16 protein-coding genes are annotated in these 17853 nt (G+C 70.3%); 15 read left to right on the top strand and 1 reads right to left on the bottom strand.

Annotated features, from left to right (window positions below; translation table 11 throughout):
- The first annotated feature begins 317 nt into the window (after positions 1–317).
- Positions 318–809: an ATP-binding protein gene (locus ACWGI6_RS37595; protein ID WP_453271673.1), complete on the top strand. Its 492-nt coding sequence runs from the start codon at positions 318–320 to the stop codon at positions 807–809.
- On the opposite strand, the gene idi is transcribed toward ACWGI6_RS37595, so the two are convergent.
- Positions 784–1395: an isopentenyl-diphosphate Delta-isomerase gene (idi, locus tag ACWGI6_RS37590; RefSeq protein ID WP_453271670.1), complete on the bottom strand. Its 612-nt coding sequence runs from the start codon at positions 1393–1395 to the stop codon at positions 784–786. The genes ACWGI6_RS37595 and idi overlap by 26 nt on opposite strands.
- Positions 1396–1958: 563 nt before the next feature.
- Between idi and ACWGI6_RS37585 the strand changes: the two genes are divergently transcribed.
- From ACWGI6_RS37585 to hpnH, 14 genes are all read left to right on the top strand, one after another.
- Positions 1959–3773: a DUF5941 domain-containing protein gene (locus ACWGI6_RS37585; protein ID WP_453271672.1), complete on the top strand. Its 1815-nt coding sequence runs from the start codon at positions 1959–1961 to the stop codon at positions 3771–3773.
- Positions 3770–4507, top strand: coding sequence for a phosphocholine cytidylyltransferase family protein (locus ACWGI6_RS37580; protein WP_393907841.1), 738 nt, complete (start codon positions 3770–3772; stop codon positions 4505–4507). The genes ACWGI6_RS37585 and ACWGI6_RS37580 overlap by 4 nt, the downstream gene beginning before the upstream one ends.
- Entirely contained in the window at positions 4495–5556 is a 1062-nt protein-coding gene (locus tag ACWGI6_RS37575; protein WP_453271669.1) for an iron-containing alcohol dehydrogenase family protein, read from the top strand. Before ACWGI6_RS37580 ends, ACWGI6_RS37575 begins: the two co-directional genes overlap by 13 nt.
- Positions 5534–6313 carry a CDP-alcohol phosphatidyltransferase family protein gene (locus ACWGI6_RS37570; protein WP_453271668.1) on the top strand — a complete coding sequence of 260 codons (780 nt, stop codon included), beginning with the start codon at positions 5534–5536 and terminating at the stop codon, positions 6311–6313. Before ACWGI6_RS37575 ends, ACWGI6_RS37570 begins: the two co-directional genes overlap by 23 nt.
- A 23-nt stretch (positions 6314–6336) precedes the next feature.
- A complete protein-coding gene (locus ACWGI6_RS37565; protein ID WP_393907844.1) occupies positions 6337–7209 on the top strand; it encodes a glycosyltransferase family 2 protein in 873 nt (290 codons plus the stop codon).
- A 78-nt stretch (positions 7210–7287) separates the two neighbouring features.
- Positions 7288–8217: an ABC transporter permease gene (locus tag ACWGI6_RS37560; protein WP_453271667.1), complete on the top strand. Its 930-nt coding sequence runs from the start codon at positions 7288–7290 to the stop codon at positions 8215–8217.
- On the top strand, positions 8210–9013 hold the full coding sequence (locus tag ACWGI6_RS37555; RefSeq protein WP_453271666.1) for an ABC transporter ATP-binding protein: 804 nt from the start codon (positions 8210–8212) through the stop codon (positions 9011–9013). Before ACWGI6_RS37560 ends, ACWGI6_RS37555 begins: the two co-directional genes overlap by 8 nt.
- 448 nt (positions 9014–9461) lie before the next feature.
- Entirely contained in the window at positions 9462–10328 is an 867-nt protein-coding gene (gene hpnC / locus ACWGI6_RS37550) for a squalene synthase HpnC (RefSeq protein ID WP_453271671.1), read from the top strand.
- Entirely contained in the window at positions 10325–11278 is a 954-nt protein-coding gene (gene hpnD / locus ACWGI6_RS37545) for a presqualene diphosphate synthase HpnD (RefSeq protein ID WP_453271665.1), read from the top strand. The genes hpnC and hpnD overlap by 4 nt, the downstream gene beginning before the upstream one ends.
- A gap of 100 nt (positions 11279–11378) precedes the next feature.
- Complete coding sequence (gene hpnE, locus ACWGI6_RS37540; RefSeq protein ID WP_453271664.1) at positions 11379–12836, top strand: hydroxysqualene dehydroxylase HpnE; 1458 nt, start codon at positions 11379–11381, stop codon at positions 12834–12836.
- A gap of 53 nt (positions 12837–12889) precedes the next feature.
- Positions 12890–13954: a polyprenyl synthetase family protein gene (locus ACWGI6_RS37535; RefSeq protein WP_393907849.1), complete on the top strand. Its 1065-nt coding sequence runs from the start codon at positions 12890–12892 to the stop codon at positions 13952–13954.
- 107 nt (positions 13955–14061) lie between these two features.
- Positions 14062–16080, top strand: coding sequence for a squalene--hopene cyclase (gene shc / locus ACWGI6_RS37530; protein ID WP_453271663.1), 2019 nt, complete (start codon positions 14062–14064; stop codon positions 16078–16080).
- Positions 16080–16748 carry a phosphorylase family protein gene (locus tag ACWGI6_RS37525; RefSeq protein WP_453271662.1) on the top strand — a complete coding sequence of 223 codons (669 nt, stop codon included), beginning with the start codon at positions 16080–16082 and terminating at the stop codon, positions 16746–16748. Before shc ends, ACWGI6_RS37525 begins: the two co-directional genes overlap by 1 nt.
- A gap of 5 nt (positions 16749–16753) precedes the next feature.
- A complete protein-coding gene (hpnH, locus tag ACWGI6_RS37520) occupies positions 16754–17779 on the top strand; it encodes an adenosyl-hopene transferase HpnH (protein ID WP_453271661.1) in 1026 nt (341 codons plus the stop codon).
- Positions 17780–17853 lie beyond the last annotated feature (74 nt).

Genomic DNA, 17853 nt, shown 5'->3' with positions numbered 1-17853 from the left:
TGAAGCTGGGTTGCTCGGTGGGATAATAACCCTTTGGTCGATGTTTAAAATCGTGTCCCCGCTACTTAAACCGCGCTGCTGGCCGGGTCCCCAGGCACCGGGCCTGCTGCGCTGTGCACTCCCGGGCACACCGCCGCGAGCGGCGGGGGCCGTAGGAGGCCACCCCGGGGAAGTCCGCGAACAACCCTCAAAAGGAACAGGACCGGTCGACGGGCCGCTCGAATCACTCGCCATCGGCCATAAGGCGTCGATAAGCGCTTACTTGCGTTCAGCTGGCCGGTCCGGACCAACGGATTCTCAACACTCTTCCTGTGAGGATGCCTTCCGGACCCCCTGCAGAACCCCCCGAAGAGCTGACCTCCCCGCTCGCGTACGAAGGTGTCTGGCGGTTCACCGCCCCGGCACTGGAGGCTTCGGTGCCGCAGGCACGTCACGCGGTCCGGGATCTGCTCGACGAACAGCGTGTGCCCGTGGCCGCCGAGATCATGGACGGCCTGTTGCTCATCGTCTCCGAACTCGTCACCAACGCAGTCCGGCACGCCGCCCTGCTCTCGCCCCAGATCGCCGTCCAGGTCACCATCGGGGCGAACTGGCTACGGGTCGCGGTCGAGGACAACCACCCCTACCGCCCCAAGGCACTGGAGGCGGAACAGGGTGATGTCGGCGGCCGCGGCCTGTGGCTCGTCAAGACGCTCACCGCGGAGGCGGGCGGCAAGTGCGACGTCGAGAACACGAGGAACGGCGGCAAGGCCATCTGGGCCGAGCTGCCGCTCATCCCGCTCGCTACCAGCCCGCCGACCCTCCGGTGAGCTCGCGCACCGCCGGACGCGCCGCGTCCAGCACGGTCATGAACCATGCGGAGAACGGCGCCTCCGCATGCCGCTCGGCCAGCTCCTCCGGCGTCACGAACGCGATCTCGCCGATCTCCTCGGGGTCCGGCGCCGGCTCGGCCCGCACCAGCCCGACGAACAGGTGGTTGTACTCCTGCTCCACGAGGCCGGAGGCCGGGTCGGGGTGGTTGTAACGCACCGTGCCCGCCTCGGCCAGCAGGGCGGGCGCCAGGCCCAGCTCCTCCGAGGTCCGCCGGGCCGCTGCCACGAACGGTGCCTCGCCGGGATACGGGTGGCCGCAGCAGGTGTTGGACCACACACCGGGGGAGTGGTACTTCCCCAGCGCCCGGCGCTGCAGCAGCAGCCGCCCCTTCTCGTCGAAGAGGAACACGGAGAACGCCCGGTGCAGCTGCCCGGGGGGCTGGTGGGCCGCGAGCTTCTCTTCGGTGCCGATCGTCGTACCGTCCTCGTCGACCAGCTCCAGCATGATCGGTTCGGCGGTGCCGCCCGGTGTGCTCACCGCCGGGTCCCCGGCGGTCTGTCCGTTGGCAGGTGTGATCGGCATGCCCATCCTTGTCGTCGGTCTTCGACGCCAAGTCTGCCCTAGCCGGGTCCGCATCACCGGCAGACCGGGTGCGCGGCGCCACATGCCGGGCGCACCGCTCCCGCAGTGCGCCCGGCCGTGAGATGGTCCACACCCGCTGCCGCGTCCGTCGCCCCCGACGCGGAGGGTGCCGCGCGCCCCGGTGACGTCACCGGCGGACGGTGACCGCCCGCCCGGACCTGGGATGGCTCTCGCCACACCTGCCCCGGCACAACCCGCCCGCGCCGTGACCAGCCCTCTCATAACCGGCACCGGTCGGGGGACCGGGTCCGCAGGCCAGTTGTTCATGCGCCACCCGATCCACCATGATGATCGCGGCAGGCGCAGCCGTCGGTCACTCGATCGTGCGGTGAATGCGCGGTGAACGGCCGCATCCGGCGATCCGATAGCCTCTGCCGACGTGCCACCCCAGCCTTCCGGGCGCCAGGTGTGCCACGCCCGCTGCCCGGGTAGTTCGTATCGAATGCGGAACCGACTGCGAACCGGCCCGTGCTGCCTTGTCAGCATCCAAGGAGTGAGTTCGTCTGTCGACCGCCATCCTCACCGGTACGCCGGTCGCCGGGTCGCCGCTCGAAGCGGATCTGCGCACGCTGGGCTTTGACGTCCGTACGGCGAACGATCCCGCCTCCGCGGCCGAGCTGCTCGCCGCGGTGCCCGCACAGGAGCGGGTCGCCGTTGTCGACCCCCGTTTCGTCGGCCATCTGCACGCCCTGCGGCTCGCGCTGACCGACCCCCGCTTCCCCGCCGTGGCCGTGCCGGGCGCGCTCACCGCGCAGCCCGAGGCGCGCGCCGCGCTGGCCCGTGCGGTCGGCAGGATCCCGGTCGGCGCCGGCACCGCCCACCTCACGGACGTGCTGACCGAGACCCTCACCGAGTCCCTGGACTACGACGACATCGGTCTGCACCGCGTCGAGCTCGGCAGCCTCGTCGCCACCGTCGCGCTCACCCCGGCACAGCGCGAGGACGCGCGGGAGGCCGTCGCCGCCGTCGACGACGAGGCCGTACGGCTGCGCACCGCCGTGAAGTCCCGCGACGGGTTCTTCACGACGTACTGCATCAGCCCGTACTCCCGCTACCTCGCCCGCTGGTGCGCGCGCCGCGGGCTCACCCCTAACCAGGTCACCACCGCGTCCCTGCTCACCGCGCTGATCGCGGCCGGCTGCGCGGCCACCGGAACCCGCGGCGGCTTCGTCGCGGCCGGCCTCCTGCTGCTGTTCTCCTTCGTCCTGGACTGCACCGACGGGCAGCTCGCCCGCTACTCCCTGCAGTACTCGACGATGGGCGCCTGGCTCGATGCCACCTTCGACCGGGCCAAGGAGTACGCGTACTACGCGGGCCTGGCCCTGGGCGCGGCACGCGGCGGAGACGACGTATGGGCGCTGGCGCTGGGCGCGATGGTGCTGCAGACCTGCCGCCATGTCGTCGACTTCTCCTTCAACGAGGCGAATCACGATGCCGGGGGTGCAGGCGGCAACACCAGCCCCACCGCGGCGCTCTCCGACCGGCTCGACAGCGTCGGCTGGACGGTCTGGGTGCGCCGCATGATCGTGCTGCCCATCGGCGAGCGCTGGGCCATGATCGCGGTGCTCACCGCCTTCACCACCCCGCGCATCGTCTTCTACGCCCTGCTCATCGGCTGCGCACTGGCCGCCTGCTACACCACGGCAGGCCGGGTGCTGCGCTCGCTGACCCGCCGGGCCCGCCGCACCGACCGCGCCGCCCGGGCGCTGGCCGACCTCGCCGACTCCGGGCCGCTCGCCGAACTGATCGCCGGCAGTGCCCGCGGCCGCGGCCGTACCGGTTCCTTCCTGGCGCCCGTCATGGCGTTTCTCTCAGCCGCCGTGCTGCTGGTCTGGGTGATTTTCCAGGACGACCCCGCGTCCTGGCTCACCGTCGGCGTCGCTGTCTGCTCCGCCCTGCTGGCCGGCGCGGCGGTGGCACGGCCCCTCAAGGGAGCCCTTGACTGGCTGGTGCCGCCCTTCTTCCGGGCCGGCGAGTACACCACTGTTCTGGTCCTGGCGGCCCGGTCGGATGTGCCCGGAGCGCTGCCCGCGGCGTTCGGGCTGGTCGCGGCCGTCGCCTACCATCACTACGACACGGTCTACCGCATCCGCGGTGGCACCGGAGCCCCTCCGCGGTGGCTGGTCCGGGCGACCGGCGGACATGAGGGACGGATCATCGTGGTCACCGTCCTCGCCGCCCTGTTGTCCCCCACAGATTTCACAATCGCGCTGACGGCCCTTGCTGTGGTCCTGGCGCTGCTGGTGCTCATCGAGAGCATCCGCTTCTGGGTGTCCTCCCAAGCACCCGCCGTACACGATGAAGGAGAACCTGCATGATCGGCCTCGTGCTGGCTGCCGGCGCCGGACGGCGTCTGCGCCCCTACACCGACACCCTGCCCAAGGCACTGGTGCCGGTCGATGGGGACACGACCATCCTCGACCTGACCCTCGGCAACTTCGCCGAGATCGGCCTGACCGAGGTCGCGATCATCGTCGGCTACCGGAAGGAAGCCGTCTACGAGCGCAAGGAGGCCCTGGAGCAGAAGTACGGCCTCAAGCTCACCCTCATCGACAACGACAAGGCCGAGGAGTGGAACAACGCCTACTCCCTGTGGTGCGGTCGTGACGCCATCAAGCACGATGTGATCCTCGCCAACGGCGACACCGTGCACCCGGTCTCCGTCGAGAAGACCCTGCTCGCCGCCCGCGGCAACGGCCAGAAGATCATCCTCGCGCTGGACACCGTCAAGCAGCTCGCCGACGAGGAGATGAAGGTCATCGTGGACCCCGCCAAGGGCGTCCAGAAGATCACCAAGCTGATGGACCCGGCCGAGGCGACCGGTGAGTACATCGGCCTCACCCTCATCGAGGGCTCGGCCGCCGAGGAGCTGGCCGACGCCCTGAAGACCACCTTCGAGCGGGACCCCGACCTCTACTACGAGGACGGCTACCAGGAGCTCGTCAACCGCGGCTTCAAGGTGGACGTGGCCCCGATCGGCGACGTCAAGTGGGTCGAGATCGACAACCACGACGACCTGGCGAAGGGCCGTGACATCGCATGCCAGTACTGACCCGCCTCATTCCGTCCCCGGTCGTCGTTGACATCAACGCCGGCGCCCTGGACGACCTGGCGGGTCTGCTGGCCGATCAGCGCATCTCCGCGTCCGGCAAGCTCGCCATCGCGATCAGCGGCGGCTCAGGGGCGCGGCTGCGCGAGCGGCTGTCGCCCGCACTGCCCGGCGCCGACTGGTACGAGGTCGGCGGCGGCACCCTGGACGAAGCGATCAAGCTCGGCGACGCCATGAAGAAGGGGCACTACGACGCGGTCGTGGGCCTCGGCGGCGGCAAGATCATCGATTGTGCGAAGTACGCCGCCGCGCGGATCGGTCTGCCGCTGGTCGCCGTGGCGACGAACCTGTCGCACGACGGCCTGTGCTCGCCGGTCGCCACCCTCGACAACGACGCGGGCCGTGGCTCCTACGGTGTCCCGAACCCGATCGCCGTGGTGATCGACCTCGACATCATCCGTGAGGCCCCGGTCCGGTTCGTCCGCTCCGGCATCGGTGACGCGATCTCCAACATCTCCGCGGTCGCGGACTGGGAGCTCTCGCACCGGGAGACCGGCGAGGCGATCGACGGGCTGGCCGCCGCCATGGCACGCCAGGCCGGCGAGGCCGTGCTGCGGCACCCCGGCGGGGTCGGCGACGACGCTTTCCTCCAGGTGCTGGCCGAGGGCCTGGTCCTGACCGGCATCTCGATGTCGGTGGCCGGTGACAGCCGTCCGGCGTCCGGTGCCTGCCACGAGATCAACCACGCGCTCGACATCCTCTACCCCAAGCGCGCCGCGAGCCACGGCGAACAGTGCGGTCTCGCCGCCGCCTTCGCCACGCATCTGCGCGGGGACAAGGAGACCCGTGACCTGATGGTCGAGGTGCTGCGCAGGCACGGCCTGCCGGTCACGCCGGACGAGATCGGCTTCACCGACGAGGAATTCGTCCAGGCCGTCGAGTACGCACCCAAGACCCGCCCCGGGCGCTACACCATCCTGGAGCACCTCGACCTGTCCACCGACCAGATCAGGGACGCTTACGCCGACTATGCACAAGCCGTCAGTAGCTGAACTCCGCCCGGTCGTGCACCCCGCGGGTGTCAAGGACCGGCGCAGCGGTGAGCACTGGGCAGGTCGCCTCTACATGCGGGAAATCTCGCTGCGCTGCGACAGGTACCTGGTGAACACCAGGATCACGCCCAACCAGCTCACCTATCTGATGACCGTCGCGGGCGTCCTGGCCGCCCCGGCCCTGCTGGTGCCGGGGATCTGGGGCGCCGTCCTCGGCGTGGTCATGGTCCAGCTCTACCTGCTGCTGGACTGCGTCGACGGCGAGATCGCCCGCTGGCGGAAGCAGTTCTCGCTCGGCGGCGTGTACCTGGACCGCGTCGGCGCCTACCTGTGCGACGCCGCGGTCCTGCTGGGCTTCGGTCTGCGGGCCGCCGACCTGTGGGGCTCCGGGCGCATCGACTGGCTGTGGGCCTTCCTCGGTACTCTCGCCGCCCTCGGTGCCATCCTGATCAAGGCCGAGACCGACCTCGTCGGCGTCGCCCGTCACCAGGGCGGGCTGCCGCCGGTCAAGGAGGCGGCGTCCGAGCCGCGCTCGTCCGGTATGGCGCTGGCCCGCAAGGCCGCCGCGGCGCTGCAGTTCCACCGGCTCGTCCTCGGGGTCGAGGCCTCCCTGCTCATCCTGGTCCTGGCGATCCTCGACCAGGTCAGGGGCGACCTGTTCTTCACGCGTCTCGGCGTGGCCGTGCTCGCCGGCATCGCGATCGTCCAGACGCTGCTCCACCTCGTGTCCATCCTCGCCTCCAGCAGGCTCAAGTGACGGGGGCCGATGTGGGTAGGAGCATGCGGCTCGGTGCGGTTGTCCTGACCATGGGCAACCGCCCCGAGGAGCTGCGCGCGCTGCTGGACTCGGTCGCCAAGCAGGAGGGCGACCCGATCGACATCGCGGTCGTCGGCAACGGTTCGCCGCTGCCCGAGCTCCCCGAGGGCGTCCGGACCGTCGAGCTGCCGGAGAACGTCGGCATCCCGGCCGGCCGCAATGTCGGCATCGAGGCGTTCGGACCCGGCGGCAGCGAGGTCGATGTGCTGCTCTTCCTCGATGACGACGGGCTGCTGGCCAGGGAGGACACCGCGGAGCTGTGCCGGCAGGCCTTCGCCGCCGACTCCGAGCTCGGCATCATCAGCTTCCGGATCGCCGACCCGGATACGGGCGAGACCCAGCGCCGTCATGTGCCGCGGCTGCGGGCCTCGGACCCCCTGCGCTCGTCGCGGGTCACCACCTTCCTCGGTGGTGCGAACGCGGTCCGTACGCATGTGTTCGAGGAGGTCGGCGGGCTGCCCGACGACTTCTTCTACGCCCACGAGGAGACCGATCTGGCCTGGCGGGCGCTGGACGCCGGCTGGCAGATCGACTACCGCTCGGACATGGTGCTCTTCCATCCGACGACGGCGCCGGCCCGGCATGCGGTCTACCACCGGATGGTGGCCCGTAACCGTGTGTGGCTGGCCCGGCGCAATCTCCCCGCCCTGCTGGTTCCGGTCTATCTCGGTGTCTGGCTCCTGCTCACCCTCGCCCGCCGGCCGTCGCGACCGGCGCTGCGGGCCTGGCTGGGCGGCTTCAAGGAGGGCTGGGTGACCCCGTGCGGTCCCAGGCGTCCCATGAAGTGGGCTACCGTTTGGCGACTGACCCGACTGGGCCGCCCTCCCGTCATCTGACAAGCTCGTATCTGAGAGCATCAGGCGCGAACCGGGGCGTGGCCCCGGCAGCGCACCTTGAGGACGAAAGTGTCAACTGTGAGCGAGACCACGCACGACAGTGCGGTCGCCATGAGTGCCCCGCCATCTTCCGATGAGGGGCTCACTCCTGCCCAGCGGGCCCAGAAGTACGGGCTCTCGCAGAGCGGGGCCCGCCCCGGCCTCCCCGAGTACGTCCGGGAGCTGTGGGACCGGCGGCATTTCATCTCCGCGTTCGCCAGCGCCAAGCTGACGGCGCAGTACAGCCAGGCCAAGCTGGGACAGGTCTGGCAGGTGGCGACGCCGCTGCTGAACGCGCTCGTGTACTACTTGATCTTCGGTCTCCTGATCGGCACGAGGAAGGGCGTACCCGACTTCGTCCCGTTCCTGGTGACCGGCGTCTTCATCTTCACCTTCACCCAGAGCTCGGTGATGGCCGGTACGCGGGCGATCTCCGGCAATCTTGGCCTGGTGCGGGCGCTGCACTTCCCGCGGGCTTGCCTGCCGATCTCGTTCTGCCTGATGCAGCTCCAGCAGCTCTTGTTCTCCATGGGCGTGCTGGTGATCATCCTGCTCGGCTTCGGGCAGGTCCCGACCTGGTCGTGGCTGCTGGTCTTCCCGGCGCTGACGCTGCAGTTCATCTTCAACACGGGCCTGGCGATGGCCATGGCGCGGCTGGGGTCGAAGACCCCGGACCTGGCGCAGCTGATGCCCTTCATCATGCGGACGTGGATGTATGCGTCCGGCGTGATGTTCAGCATCGATCTGATCCTCAAGGGCAAGCACGTCCCCGCCTTCGTGGAGGTGCTGCTCAACGCCAACCCGGCCGCCGTGTACATCGACCTGATGCGCTTCGCGCTGATCGACAGCTTCACCGCCGCCAAACTGCCGCCCCATGTGTGGGCGTTCGCCGGCGGCTGGGCGCTGCTGATGGGCGTGGTCGGCTTTGTGTACTTCTGGAAGGCTGAGGAGCGGTACGGACGTGGCTGAGCAGAGCAACGGCATCGAGCCGGCGAAGGCCGCCGAGGCCCGCATCCCGACGGTGATCGCGGACGATCTGCACATCGTCTACCGGGTCTACGGCACCGGCGCGGGCCGGGGCAGCGCCACCGCGGCCCTGAACCGCATCGTGCGCCGCAAGCCCTCCACGGGCGTGCGCGAGGTGCATGCGGTCAAGGGCGTCTCGTTCACCGCCTACCGCGGTGAGTCGATCGGCCTGATCGGCTCCAACGGTTCGGGCAAGTCGACGCTGCTCAAGGCCGTCGCCGGCCTGCTGCCCGCCGAGCGCGGCAAGGTCTACACCCACGGCCAGCCCTCGCTGCTGGGCGTGAACGCGGCGCTGATGAACGACCTGACCGGCGAGAAGAACGTCGTCCTCGGCGGCCTGGCCATGGGCATGAGCCGTGAGCAGGTCCGGGAGCGCTACGACGGCATCGTCGACTTCTCCGGCATCAACGAGAAGGGCGACTTCATCTCACTGCCGATGCGCACCTACTCCTCCGGCATGGCGGCCCGGCTGCGGTTCTCCATCGCCGCGGCCAAGGACCACGACGTGCTGATGATCGACGAGGCGCTGGCCACCGGCGACCGCAGCTTCCAGAAGCGCTCCGAGGCCCGCATCCGTGAGCTGCGCAAGGAAGCCGGCACGGTCTTCCTCGTCAGCCACAACAACAAGTCGATCCGCGACACCTGCGACCGGACCCTGTGGCTGGAGCGCGGCGAGCTGCTGATGGACGGCCCGACGGACGAAGTGATCAAGGCGTACGAAAAGGAGACGGGCAAATAGTCCGTCCCGCACCCGAAGGCCTCCGTGAGTCCGCCTCGCGGGGGCTTTCGGCGTGACGCGAGGGTCAACTGCGTTGGCTCCGGGAATAGTTCGGATCTAAAGGACCTTCACCGGATTGTTGCCTCGGGCTTCGGTACCCCCTCGGACGCGGACGAGATGTACGGCGTAAGCTGTACGGGTGCCGAACAGCACAAGTGGTATATGTCGGGCAATGCTCACCCAAGCGGGGGATAAGGGCTCGATCGGGCGCGTCGACCGCTGCGGCGTGTCCGAAATAGGATGTTTTAGCTTGGCGGTGTAGAACGGGAGACGTGACGGCAATGGCTACTGGTTCGCTCCGGCACCGAAATGCGCCGGGCAGCCCCCGGTGAGCCGAGACAACGAGCAGGCGCGTCGCGCCTTCCTCCGAAGGGGGGCGGCGGGTGACGTGCGGGAGCAGACGCGCACCGTGCTCGAACAGGCCGCACACGAGAACTTCCCCGTCGCGCCGTTCTTTCTGCCCCGCGCCTGGCGGACCGATCTGATGGCCGTCTACGGCTTCGCCCGGCTCGTCGACGACATCGGCGACGGCGATCTCGCGCCCGGCGGCGGCGATGCCGTACTCCTCGGGCTCGACCGCGCACAGTACGACGACCGGCCCGCGCTGCTGGACGCACTCGAAGCGGACCTGCACCGCGTTTTCGGCGACCGCGCCCCCGGCCCCGGACATCCGCTGCTGCGCCGCCTCGGCCCGACCGTCCGCCGTTGTGCGCTGACCCCCGAGCCGTTCCTCGATCTCATCGAGGCCAACCGGCAGGACCAGCGGGTGAGCCGCTACGGCACCTACGACGACCTGGCCGCCTACTGCGAGCTGTCCGCCAACCCCGTCGGCCGGCTCGTCCTCGCCATCACCGGCACCGCGAGCCCCGAGCGCCTCCGCCACTCCGACGCGGTCTGTACCGCCCTCCAGATCGTCGAACACGTCCAGGACGTGGCCGAGGACCTGGGGCGCGACCGTATCTACCTCCCGGCCGAGGACATGAAACGTTTTGGGGTCAACGAGGCGGATCTGGCCGCGCCGAGCGGGGGCGCATCGGTGCGCGCGCTGATCGCCTACGAGGCCGAACGCGCCCGTGAGCTGCTGAATGAAGGCGCCCCGCTGGTGGGTAGCGTCCACGGAAGACTCAAGCTGCTGCTGGCCGGTTTCGTGGCCGGCGGACGCGCTGCACTCCAGGCGGTCGCGGCCGCCGATTACGACGTACTCCCTGGACCGCCCAAGCCGACCAAGCTCAGCCTGCTGCGCGAGGTGGGGGCGACATTGCGAAGAGAGGGGTGAGTCGGACCGTGGAGGCAACTGCACACGCGTCCGCGCCGGTGCTCGCTGCGTACCGCTACTGCGAGGCCATCACCGGGCAGCAGGCACGAAACTTCGCCTACGGCATCCGGCTGCTGCCGACCGACAAGCGGCAGGCCATGTCGGCGCTCTACGCCTTCTCCCGCCGGGTCGACGACATCGGCGACGGCACCCTGGAGCCCGCCGCCAAACAAGGGCGGCTGGAGGACACCCGGGCGCTGCTGGCGCGCATCAAGGACGGCCGGATCGACGAGGACGACACCGACCCGGTGGCCGTCGCGCTGTCCGACGCCGCCCGACGCTTCCCGCTGCCGCTGGACGGTCTCGACGAGCTGATCGACGGCGTGCTGATGGATGTGCGTGGCGAGACCTACGAGACCTGGGACGAGCTGAGGGGCTACTGCCGCTGTGTCGCCGGCGCCATCGGCCGGCTCTCGCTGGGCGTGTTCGGCACCGTACCGGGCGCGCAGGACGCCGAGCGCGCCTCCGAGTACGCCGACACCCTCGGCCTGGCCCTGCAACTGACCAACATTCTCAGGGACGTTCGCGAGGACGCCGGGAACAGCCGGACGTACCTCCCCGCCGAGGACCTCGCCAAGTTCGGCTGCGCGGCCGGCTTCGAGCAGCCCGTGCCGCCGCCCGGCTCCGACTTCACCGGCCTGGTGCACTTCGAGGTGAAACGTGCCCGCGAGTTGTTCGCCGAGGGCTTCCGGCTGCTGCCGATGCTCGACCGGCGCAGCGGCGCCTGCGTGGCCGCGATGGCCGGCATCTACCACCGGCTGCTGACCCGGATCGCCGCCGACCCCGAGGCGGTGCTGCGCGGCCGGGTCTCGCTGCCCGGCCGGGAGAAGGCCTTCGTCGCGGTGCGCGGGCTGTCCGGGCTCGACGCGCGGGCGATCGGCCGCCGGGAGTCCGTCCGGAGGCGCGGATGATGCACCGGGCGGCGCACGACAGCGGTGACCCCGCGTCAGCGCGGCGGGCAACCCTCCCGGGGGTGGCTGCGTCCCTGACAGCAGTACGGGGGGAGAGCACATGACATCGGGAGCCATGCGGCCCGAACGGCAGCACGACCTGCCGTCCGGCCGCCCTGCAGGGGCGGCCGCGGTGGTTATCGGCGGCGGTCTCGCGGGCACCACCGCGGCGCTCGCACTGGCCGACGCGGGGCTGCGGGTCACCCTTGTCGAGAGCAGGCCCCGTCTCGGTGGGCTGGTCTTCTCCTTCCGCCGTGAATCCGACATCGGCGAGCTGTCCGTCGACAACGGCCAGCATGTCTATCTGCGCTGCTGCACCGCCTACAGCCGGCTGCTGGAGCGGCTCGACGCCGCGCATCTGGTGCCCCTCCAGGACCGTATGGACGTGCCCGTACTCGACGCCGACCGGATGCGGCTCGGCCGGCTGCGCCGCACCGCGCTCCCCGTACCGCTGCACCTCGCCCGGAGCCTGGCCGGCTACCCGCACCTCTCGCCCGTCGAGCGGGCCGGGGTCGTCCGCGCCACCCTCGCGCTCAAGGGTCTCGACCCGGCCGACCCCGCACTGGACGGGCTGGACTTCGGCAGCTGGCTGCGCCGCTACGGCCAGTCCGCCCGCGCCGTCGAGGCGCTGTGGGACCTGGTCGGCATCGCCACCCTCAACGCCCGCGCCGATGACGCCTCGACGGGCCTGGCCGCCAAGGTCTTCAAGACCGGACTGCTGTCCGCGCCCGGCGCCGCGGACATCGGCTGGTCCCGTGTCCCGCTCGGCGACGTCCACGACGACCGTGCCCGCACGGCCCTGGAGAAGGCCGGGGTACGCATCGCCCTGCGCACCCGCGCCGGGGCGATCACGCGCGGCGACGACGGCTGGCAGGTCACGGTGGAGAACGGCCCGCACGGCAGTGAGCGGCTGGCGGCGGACACCGTCGTCCTCGCCGTACCGCAGCGCGAGGCCCACACCCTGCTGCCCGACGGGACGCTCGACGGCAAGGACCGGCTGCTGGACATCGGCACGGCCCCGATCCTCAACCTCCATGTCGTCTACGACCGCAAGGTGCTGCGCCGCCCCTTCTTCGCCGCGGTCGGCTCCCCGGTCCAGTGGGTCTTCGACCGCACCGACGCCTCGGGGCTGACGCGCATCGCCGGCCAGGAGCGCAGCCAGTATCTGGCGGTCTCGCAGTCCGCCGCCCAGGAGGAGATCGACCAGCCCGTCGCCAAGCTCCGCGCCCGCTATCTGCCCGAGCTGGAGCGGCTGCTGCCGGCCGCCCGGGGCGCCAGGATCCACGACTTCTTCGTCACCCGCGAGCGCACCGCGACCTTTGCGCCCGCCCCGGGCGTCGGCAGGCTCCGCCCCGCCGCCCGCACTCAAGCCCCCGGCCTGTTCCTGGCCGGTGCGTGGACCGCCACCGGGTGGCCCGCGACCATGGAAAGCGCTGTTCGCAGCGGCACTGCCGCCGCTCGCGAGGCACTCACCGAACTCGGCTTCCCCCAGGGCCAGTTGCCTCAGGAGGCGGCATGACTACGAGTACGAGCGCTCGCACGAGCACGAGCATCGGAAACAGAGGAGAAACCGTGAATCCGGCTTCCCCAGCTATCGACACCGAGAGCGTCACCGCGCTGCTGGAGCGCGGACGGACACTCGCCACTCCCGTGCTGCGTGCCGCCGTGGACCGGCTCGCTCCTCCCATGGACACCGTCGCCGCTTACCACTTCGGCTGGATCGACGCCGAGGGCCGCCCCACCACGGGCGACAGCGGCAAGGCCGTACGCCCCGCGCTCGCCCTGCTGTCGGCCGAGGCCGCCGGCGCGGCCCCCGAGGTCGGGATCCCCGGCGCGGTCGCCGTCGAGCTGGTGCACAACTTCTCGCTGTTGCACGACGACCTCATGGACGGTGACGAGCAGCGCAGGCACCGCGACACCGTCTGGAAGGTGCACGGCCCCGCGCAGGCCATCCTCGTCGGCGACGCGCTGTTCGCCCTCGCCAACGAAATACTGCTGGAGCTGGGCACGGTCGACGCCGGCCGTGCCACCCGCCGGCTCACCCTGGCCTCCCGCAAACTGATCGACGGTCAGGCCCAGGACATCTCCTACGAGCACCGCGAGCGGGTCACCGTCGAGGAGTGCCTGGAGATGGAGGGCAACAAGACCGGCGCGCTGCTGGCCTGCGCCGTCTCCATCGGTGCGGTCCTCGGCGGCGCCGACGACCACACCGCGGACACGCTCGAACGGTACGGCTACCACCTCGGCCTCGCCTTCCAGGCCGTCGACGATCTGCTCGGCATCTGGGGCGACCCGGACGCCACCGGCAAGCGGCCCTGGAGCGACCTGCGCCAGCGCAAGAAGTCGCTGCCGGTCGTCGCCGCGCTGGCCGCCGGCGGCCCGGCCTCCGAGCGTCTCGCCCAGATCCTGGCGGCCGACGCGAAGAAGACCGAGACCGAGATTGCCGACTTCACCGAGGAGGAGTTCGCCTCCCGCGCGGCCCTCATCGAGGAGGCCGGCGGCCGCGAGTGGACCTCCCAGGAGGCCCGCCGCCAGCACGCCACCGCCATTTCCGCGCTGGATGAGATCGACATGCCGGAAAAGGTCCGCGCCCAGCTCGTCGCACTCGCGGACTTTGTCGTTGTACGAGAGAGATGATCGCCATCGACACCGAATAGATCGCAGTCGCCGGCCGGTGCCATCCGGGCACCGGCCGACGGAATCCCTGAGCACGCTTTTCACAGTTCACTGCAGAAGGGGAAGCCATGACAGCGACGACCGACGGAAGCACCGGAGCGCTGCCGCCCCGGGCCCCCTCGGCCAGCGATGCCACCGCTGAGACAACCGGAAAAGCGCCACCCACGCGTACCGCCGTACGGCAGGACACGGCGGACGCCGCCCGGCGCGCGACCGCACGCGCCACGGACCATCTGCTCTCCGTCCAGGACCCGGCCGGATGGTGGAAGGGCGACCTCGAGACCAACGTCACGATGGACGCCGAAGATCTGCTGCTCCGTCAATTCCTGGGCATCCAGGACCCGAAGCTCACCGAGGCCGCGGCCCGCCACATCCGCGGCGAGCAGTGCGCGGACGGCACCTGGGCCACCTTCCACGGCGGGCCCGGCGAACTCTCCGCCACCATCGAGGCCTATGTCGCCCTGCGTCTGGCCGGGGACGAGCCGGACGCACCCCATATGGCCAGAGCCTCCGCATGGGTGCGCGAGCAGGGCGGGGTCGCCGCGGCCCGGGTCTTCACCCGCATCTGGCTGGCCCTCTTCGGCTGGTGGAAGTGGGACGACCTGCCCGAACTACCCCCGGAGCTCCTTTACTTCCCCAAGTGGTTCCCGCTCAACATCTATGACTTCGGATGCTGGGCGCGGCAGACCATCGTGCCGCTGACCATCGTCTCGGCGAAACGTCCGGTGCGCCCGGCGCCGTTCGGCCTCGACGAGCTGCACATCGATCCGCGCCGCCCCAACCCGCCGCGGCCGCTCGCCCCCGCCGCCAGCTGGGACGGTCTCTTCCAGCGCCTCGACAAGGCGCTGCACTTCTACCACAAGGTTGCCCTCGGCAAGTTGCGCGGCGCCGCGATGCGCTCCGCCGCCCGCTGGATCATCGAGCGGCAGGAGAACGACGGCTGCTGGGGCGGCATCCAGCCCCCCGCCGTCTACTCCATCATCGCCCTGCACCTCCTCGGCTACGACCTCGACCACCCCGTGCTGCGCACCGGCCTGGCCTCCCTCGACCGCTTCGCCGTCTGGCGCGAGGACGGTGCCCGCATGATCGAGGCCTGCCAGTCCCCGGTCTGGGACACCTGTCTGGCTACCATCGCGCTCGCCGACGCCGGACTGCCCGCCGACCACCCGCAGTTGGTCAAGGCCGTCGACTGGATGCTCGCCGAGCAGATCGACCGGCCCGGCGACTGGAGTGTGAAGCGGCCTCAACTCCCCTCCGGGGGCTGGTCGTTCGAGTTCGACAACGACAACTACCCGGACATCGACGACACCGCCGAGGTGGTGCTCGCCCTGCGCCGCGTCAAGCACCCCGATCCACAGCGGGTCGAAGCCGCGGTGGGCCGCGCGGTGCGCTGGAACTTCGGTATGCAGTCCAAGAACGGGGCCTGGGGCGCCTTCGACGTCGACAACACCAGCCCGTTCCCCAACCGCCTGCCGTTCTGTGACTTCGGGGAGGTCATCGACCCGCCGTCGGCCGATGTCACCGCCCATGTCGTCGAGATGCTCGCCGACGTCGGCCGCACCCACGACCCGCGCACCCGCCGCGGCATCGCCTGGCTGCTGGCGGAACAGGAGCCCAGCGGTGCCTGGTTCGGCCGCTGGGGCACCAACTACCTCTACGGCACGGGCTCGGTGCTTCCGGCGCTCGCCGCCGCCGGAATCCCCGCCTCGCACCCAGCGGTGCGCCGGGCGGTCCTCTGGCTGGAGCGGGTGCAGAACGACGACGGCGGCTGGGGCGAGGACCAGCGCTCCTACCAGGACAAGGAGCGGTGGGCGGGGCGCGGCGCCTCGACCGCCTCCCAGACCGCGTGGGCGCTGATGGCACTGCTCGCGGCCGGTGAACGGGACAGCGAGGCGGTACGCCGCGGAGTGCGCTGGCTGACCGGGACCCAGCGCGAGGACGGGTCCTGGGACGAGCCGTACTTCACCGGCACGGGCTTCCCGTGGGACTTCTCCATCAACTACCACCTCTACCGACAGGTCTTCCCGCTGACCGCCCTCGGCCGCTACCTCAACGGGGGACCGGTCGCCGCGCCGGTGGGGTCCTGATGCCGGCGCGGCCCCCCACGGACGCGGACCCGCCCCTGCTGGTCGCCTGCGCGCTCGGCATCGAGCGGTTCGCGCTGCGCGGTGGTGGCCGCGGGGGAGCGGCGGCAGGAGCCGGTCCGCGGCTGGTCACGCTCCGTACCGGCATGGGTCCCCAGGCGGCCGAACGCGCCCTCACCAAAGCGCTGAGTGAGGGCTCGGTCACCGAACGTTCCCCCGTCGTCGCCAGTGGCTTCTGCGCCGGCCTCGCCCCCGGGATGCGCCCCGGGGACGTGGTCGTCGCCGAGGCCACCCGCGATCACCACGCGGACGCACCGGAGACGCTCTGCCGCGACAACGGCCCGCTGCTACGGGCCCTGCGGCAGCGTGGTCTGACCGTGCACAGCGGGCTGCTGTGCGGCTCCGACCACGTCGTACGCGGCGCGGAGCGGGCCGAGCTGCATGCCGCCGGCGCGGTCGCGGTGGACATGGAATCCGCCGCGACACTCCGCGCGGCCCGGCACGCCGGCAGCCGTCCGGTTGCGGCCGTCCGGGTGGTCGTGGACGCTCCAGAACATGAACTCGTACGCATCGGCACGGTGCGCGGTGGAATATCAGCCTTCCGAGTACTGCGCTCCGTACTTCCTGTTTTCTACGAATGGCACCGTTCTTTGCTGCTCCCCTGGAGGTGAGCCAGATGGCTATGCCGCTCCGTCAGTCCATCCGGGTCGGGACCTATCTTTTTGAACAGAAGATGATCCGCCGACGTGAGAAGTTCCCGCTCATCGTCGAGCTGGAACCGCTCTTTGCGTGCAACCTGAAATGCGAGGGCTGCGGGAAGATCCAGCATCCGGCGGGTGTGCTCAAGCAGCGCATGCCGGTGGCGCAGGCGGTAGGTGCGGTCCTGGAGTCCGGCGCCCCGATGGTTTCCATCGCCGGTGGCGAGCCCTTGATGCACCCGCAGATCGACGAGATCGTGCGGCAGTTGGTGGCCAAGCGGAAGTATGTCTTCCTGTGCACCAACGCGATGTTGCTGCGCAAGACCATCGACAAATTCACGCCCTCGTCGTATTTCGCGTTCGCGGTGCACATCGACGGCATGCGGGAACGGCACGACGAATCCGTCGCGAAGGAAGGCGTGTTCGACGAGGCGGTGGCGGCGATCAAGGAGGCCAAGCGGCGCGGTTTCCGGGTCACCACCAACTCCACGTTCTTCAACACCGACACCCCGCAGACCATCATCGAGGTCCTCGACTTCCTCAATGACGATCTGCAGGTCGACGAAATGATGCTGTCGCCCGCCTATGCCTACGAGAAGGCCCCCGACCAGGAGCACTTCCTCGGTGTGGAGCAGACCAGGGAGCTGTTCAAGAAGGCCTTCGCCGGCGGCAACCGGCGCCGCTGGCGGCTCAACCACAGCCCGCTCTTCCTGGACTTCCTGGAGGGCAAGGTGGACTTCCCGTGCACGGCGTGGGCGATCCCCAACTACTCGCTGTTCGGCTGGCAGCGCCCCTGCTACCTCATGAGCGACGGGTACGTCCCGACGTACCGGGAGCTCATCGAGGACACCGACTGGGACAAGTACGGCCGTGGCAAGGACCCGCGCTGCGCCAACTGCATGGCGCACTGCGGCTACGAGCCGACCGCCGTCCTCGCCACCATGGGGTCGCTGAAGGAGTCCCTCCGGGCGGCCAAGGAGACCGTCGCAGGCAACCGCGGGTGACCGTTGACGCCGGTGAGCCCGCGGTACCGGGGCTCACCGGCGTCCCGGTCCGGCCCGGCTCATGCGCCGTACAC

The organism is Streptomyces sp. NPDC054786 (assembly GCF_053611685.1).
The sequence above is the reverse complement of the archived record's forward strand: the minus strand, read 5'-3'. Positions and strand labels throughout refer to the sequence as shown.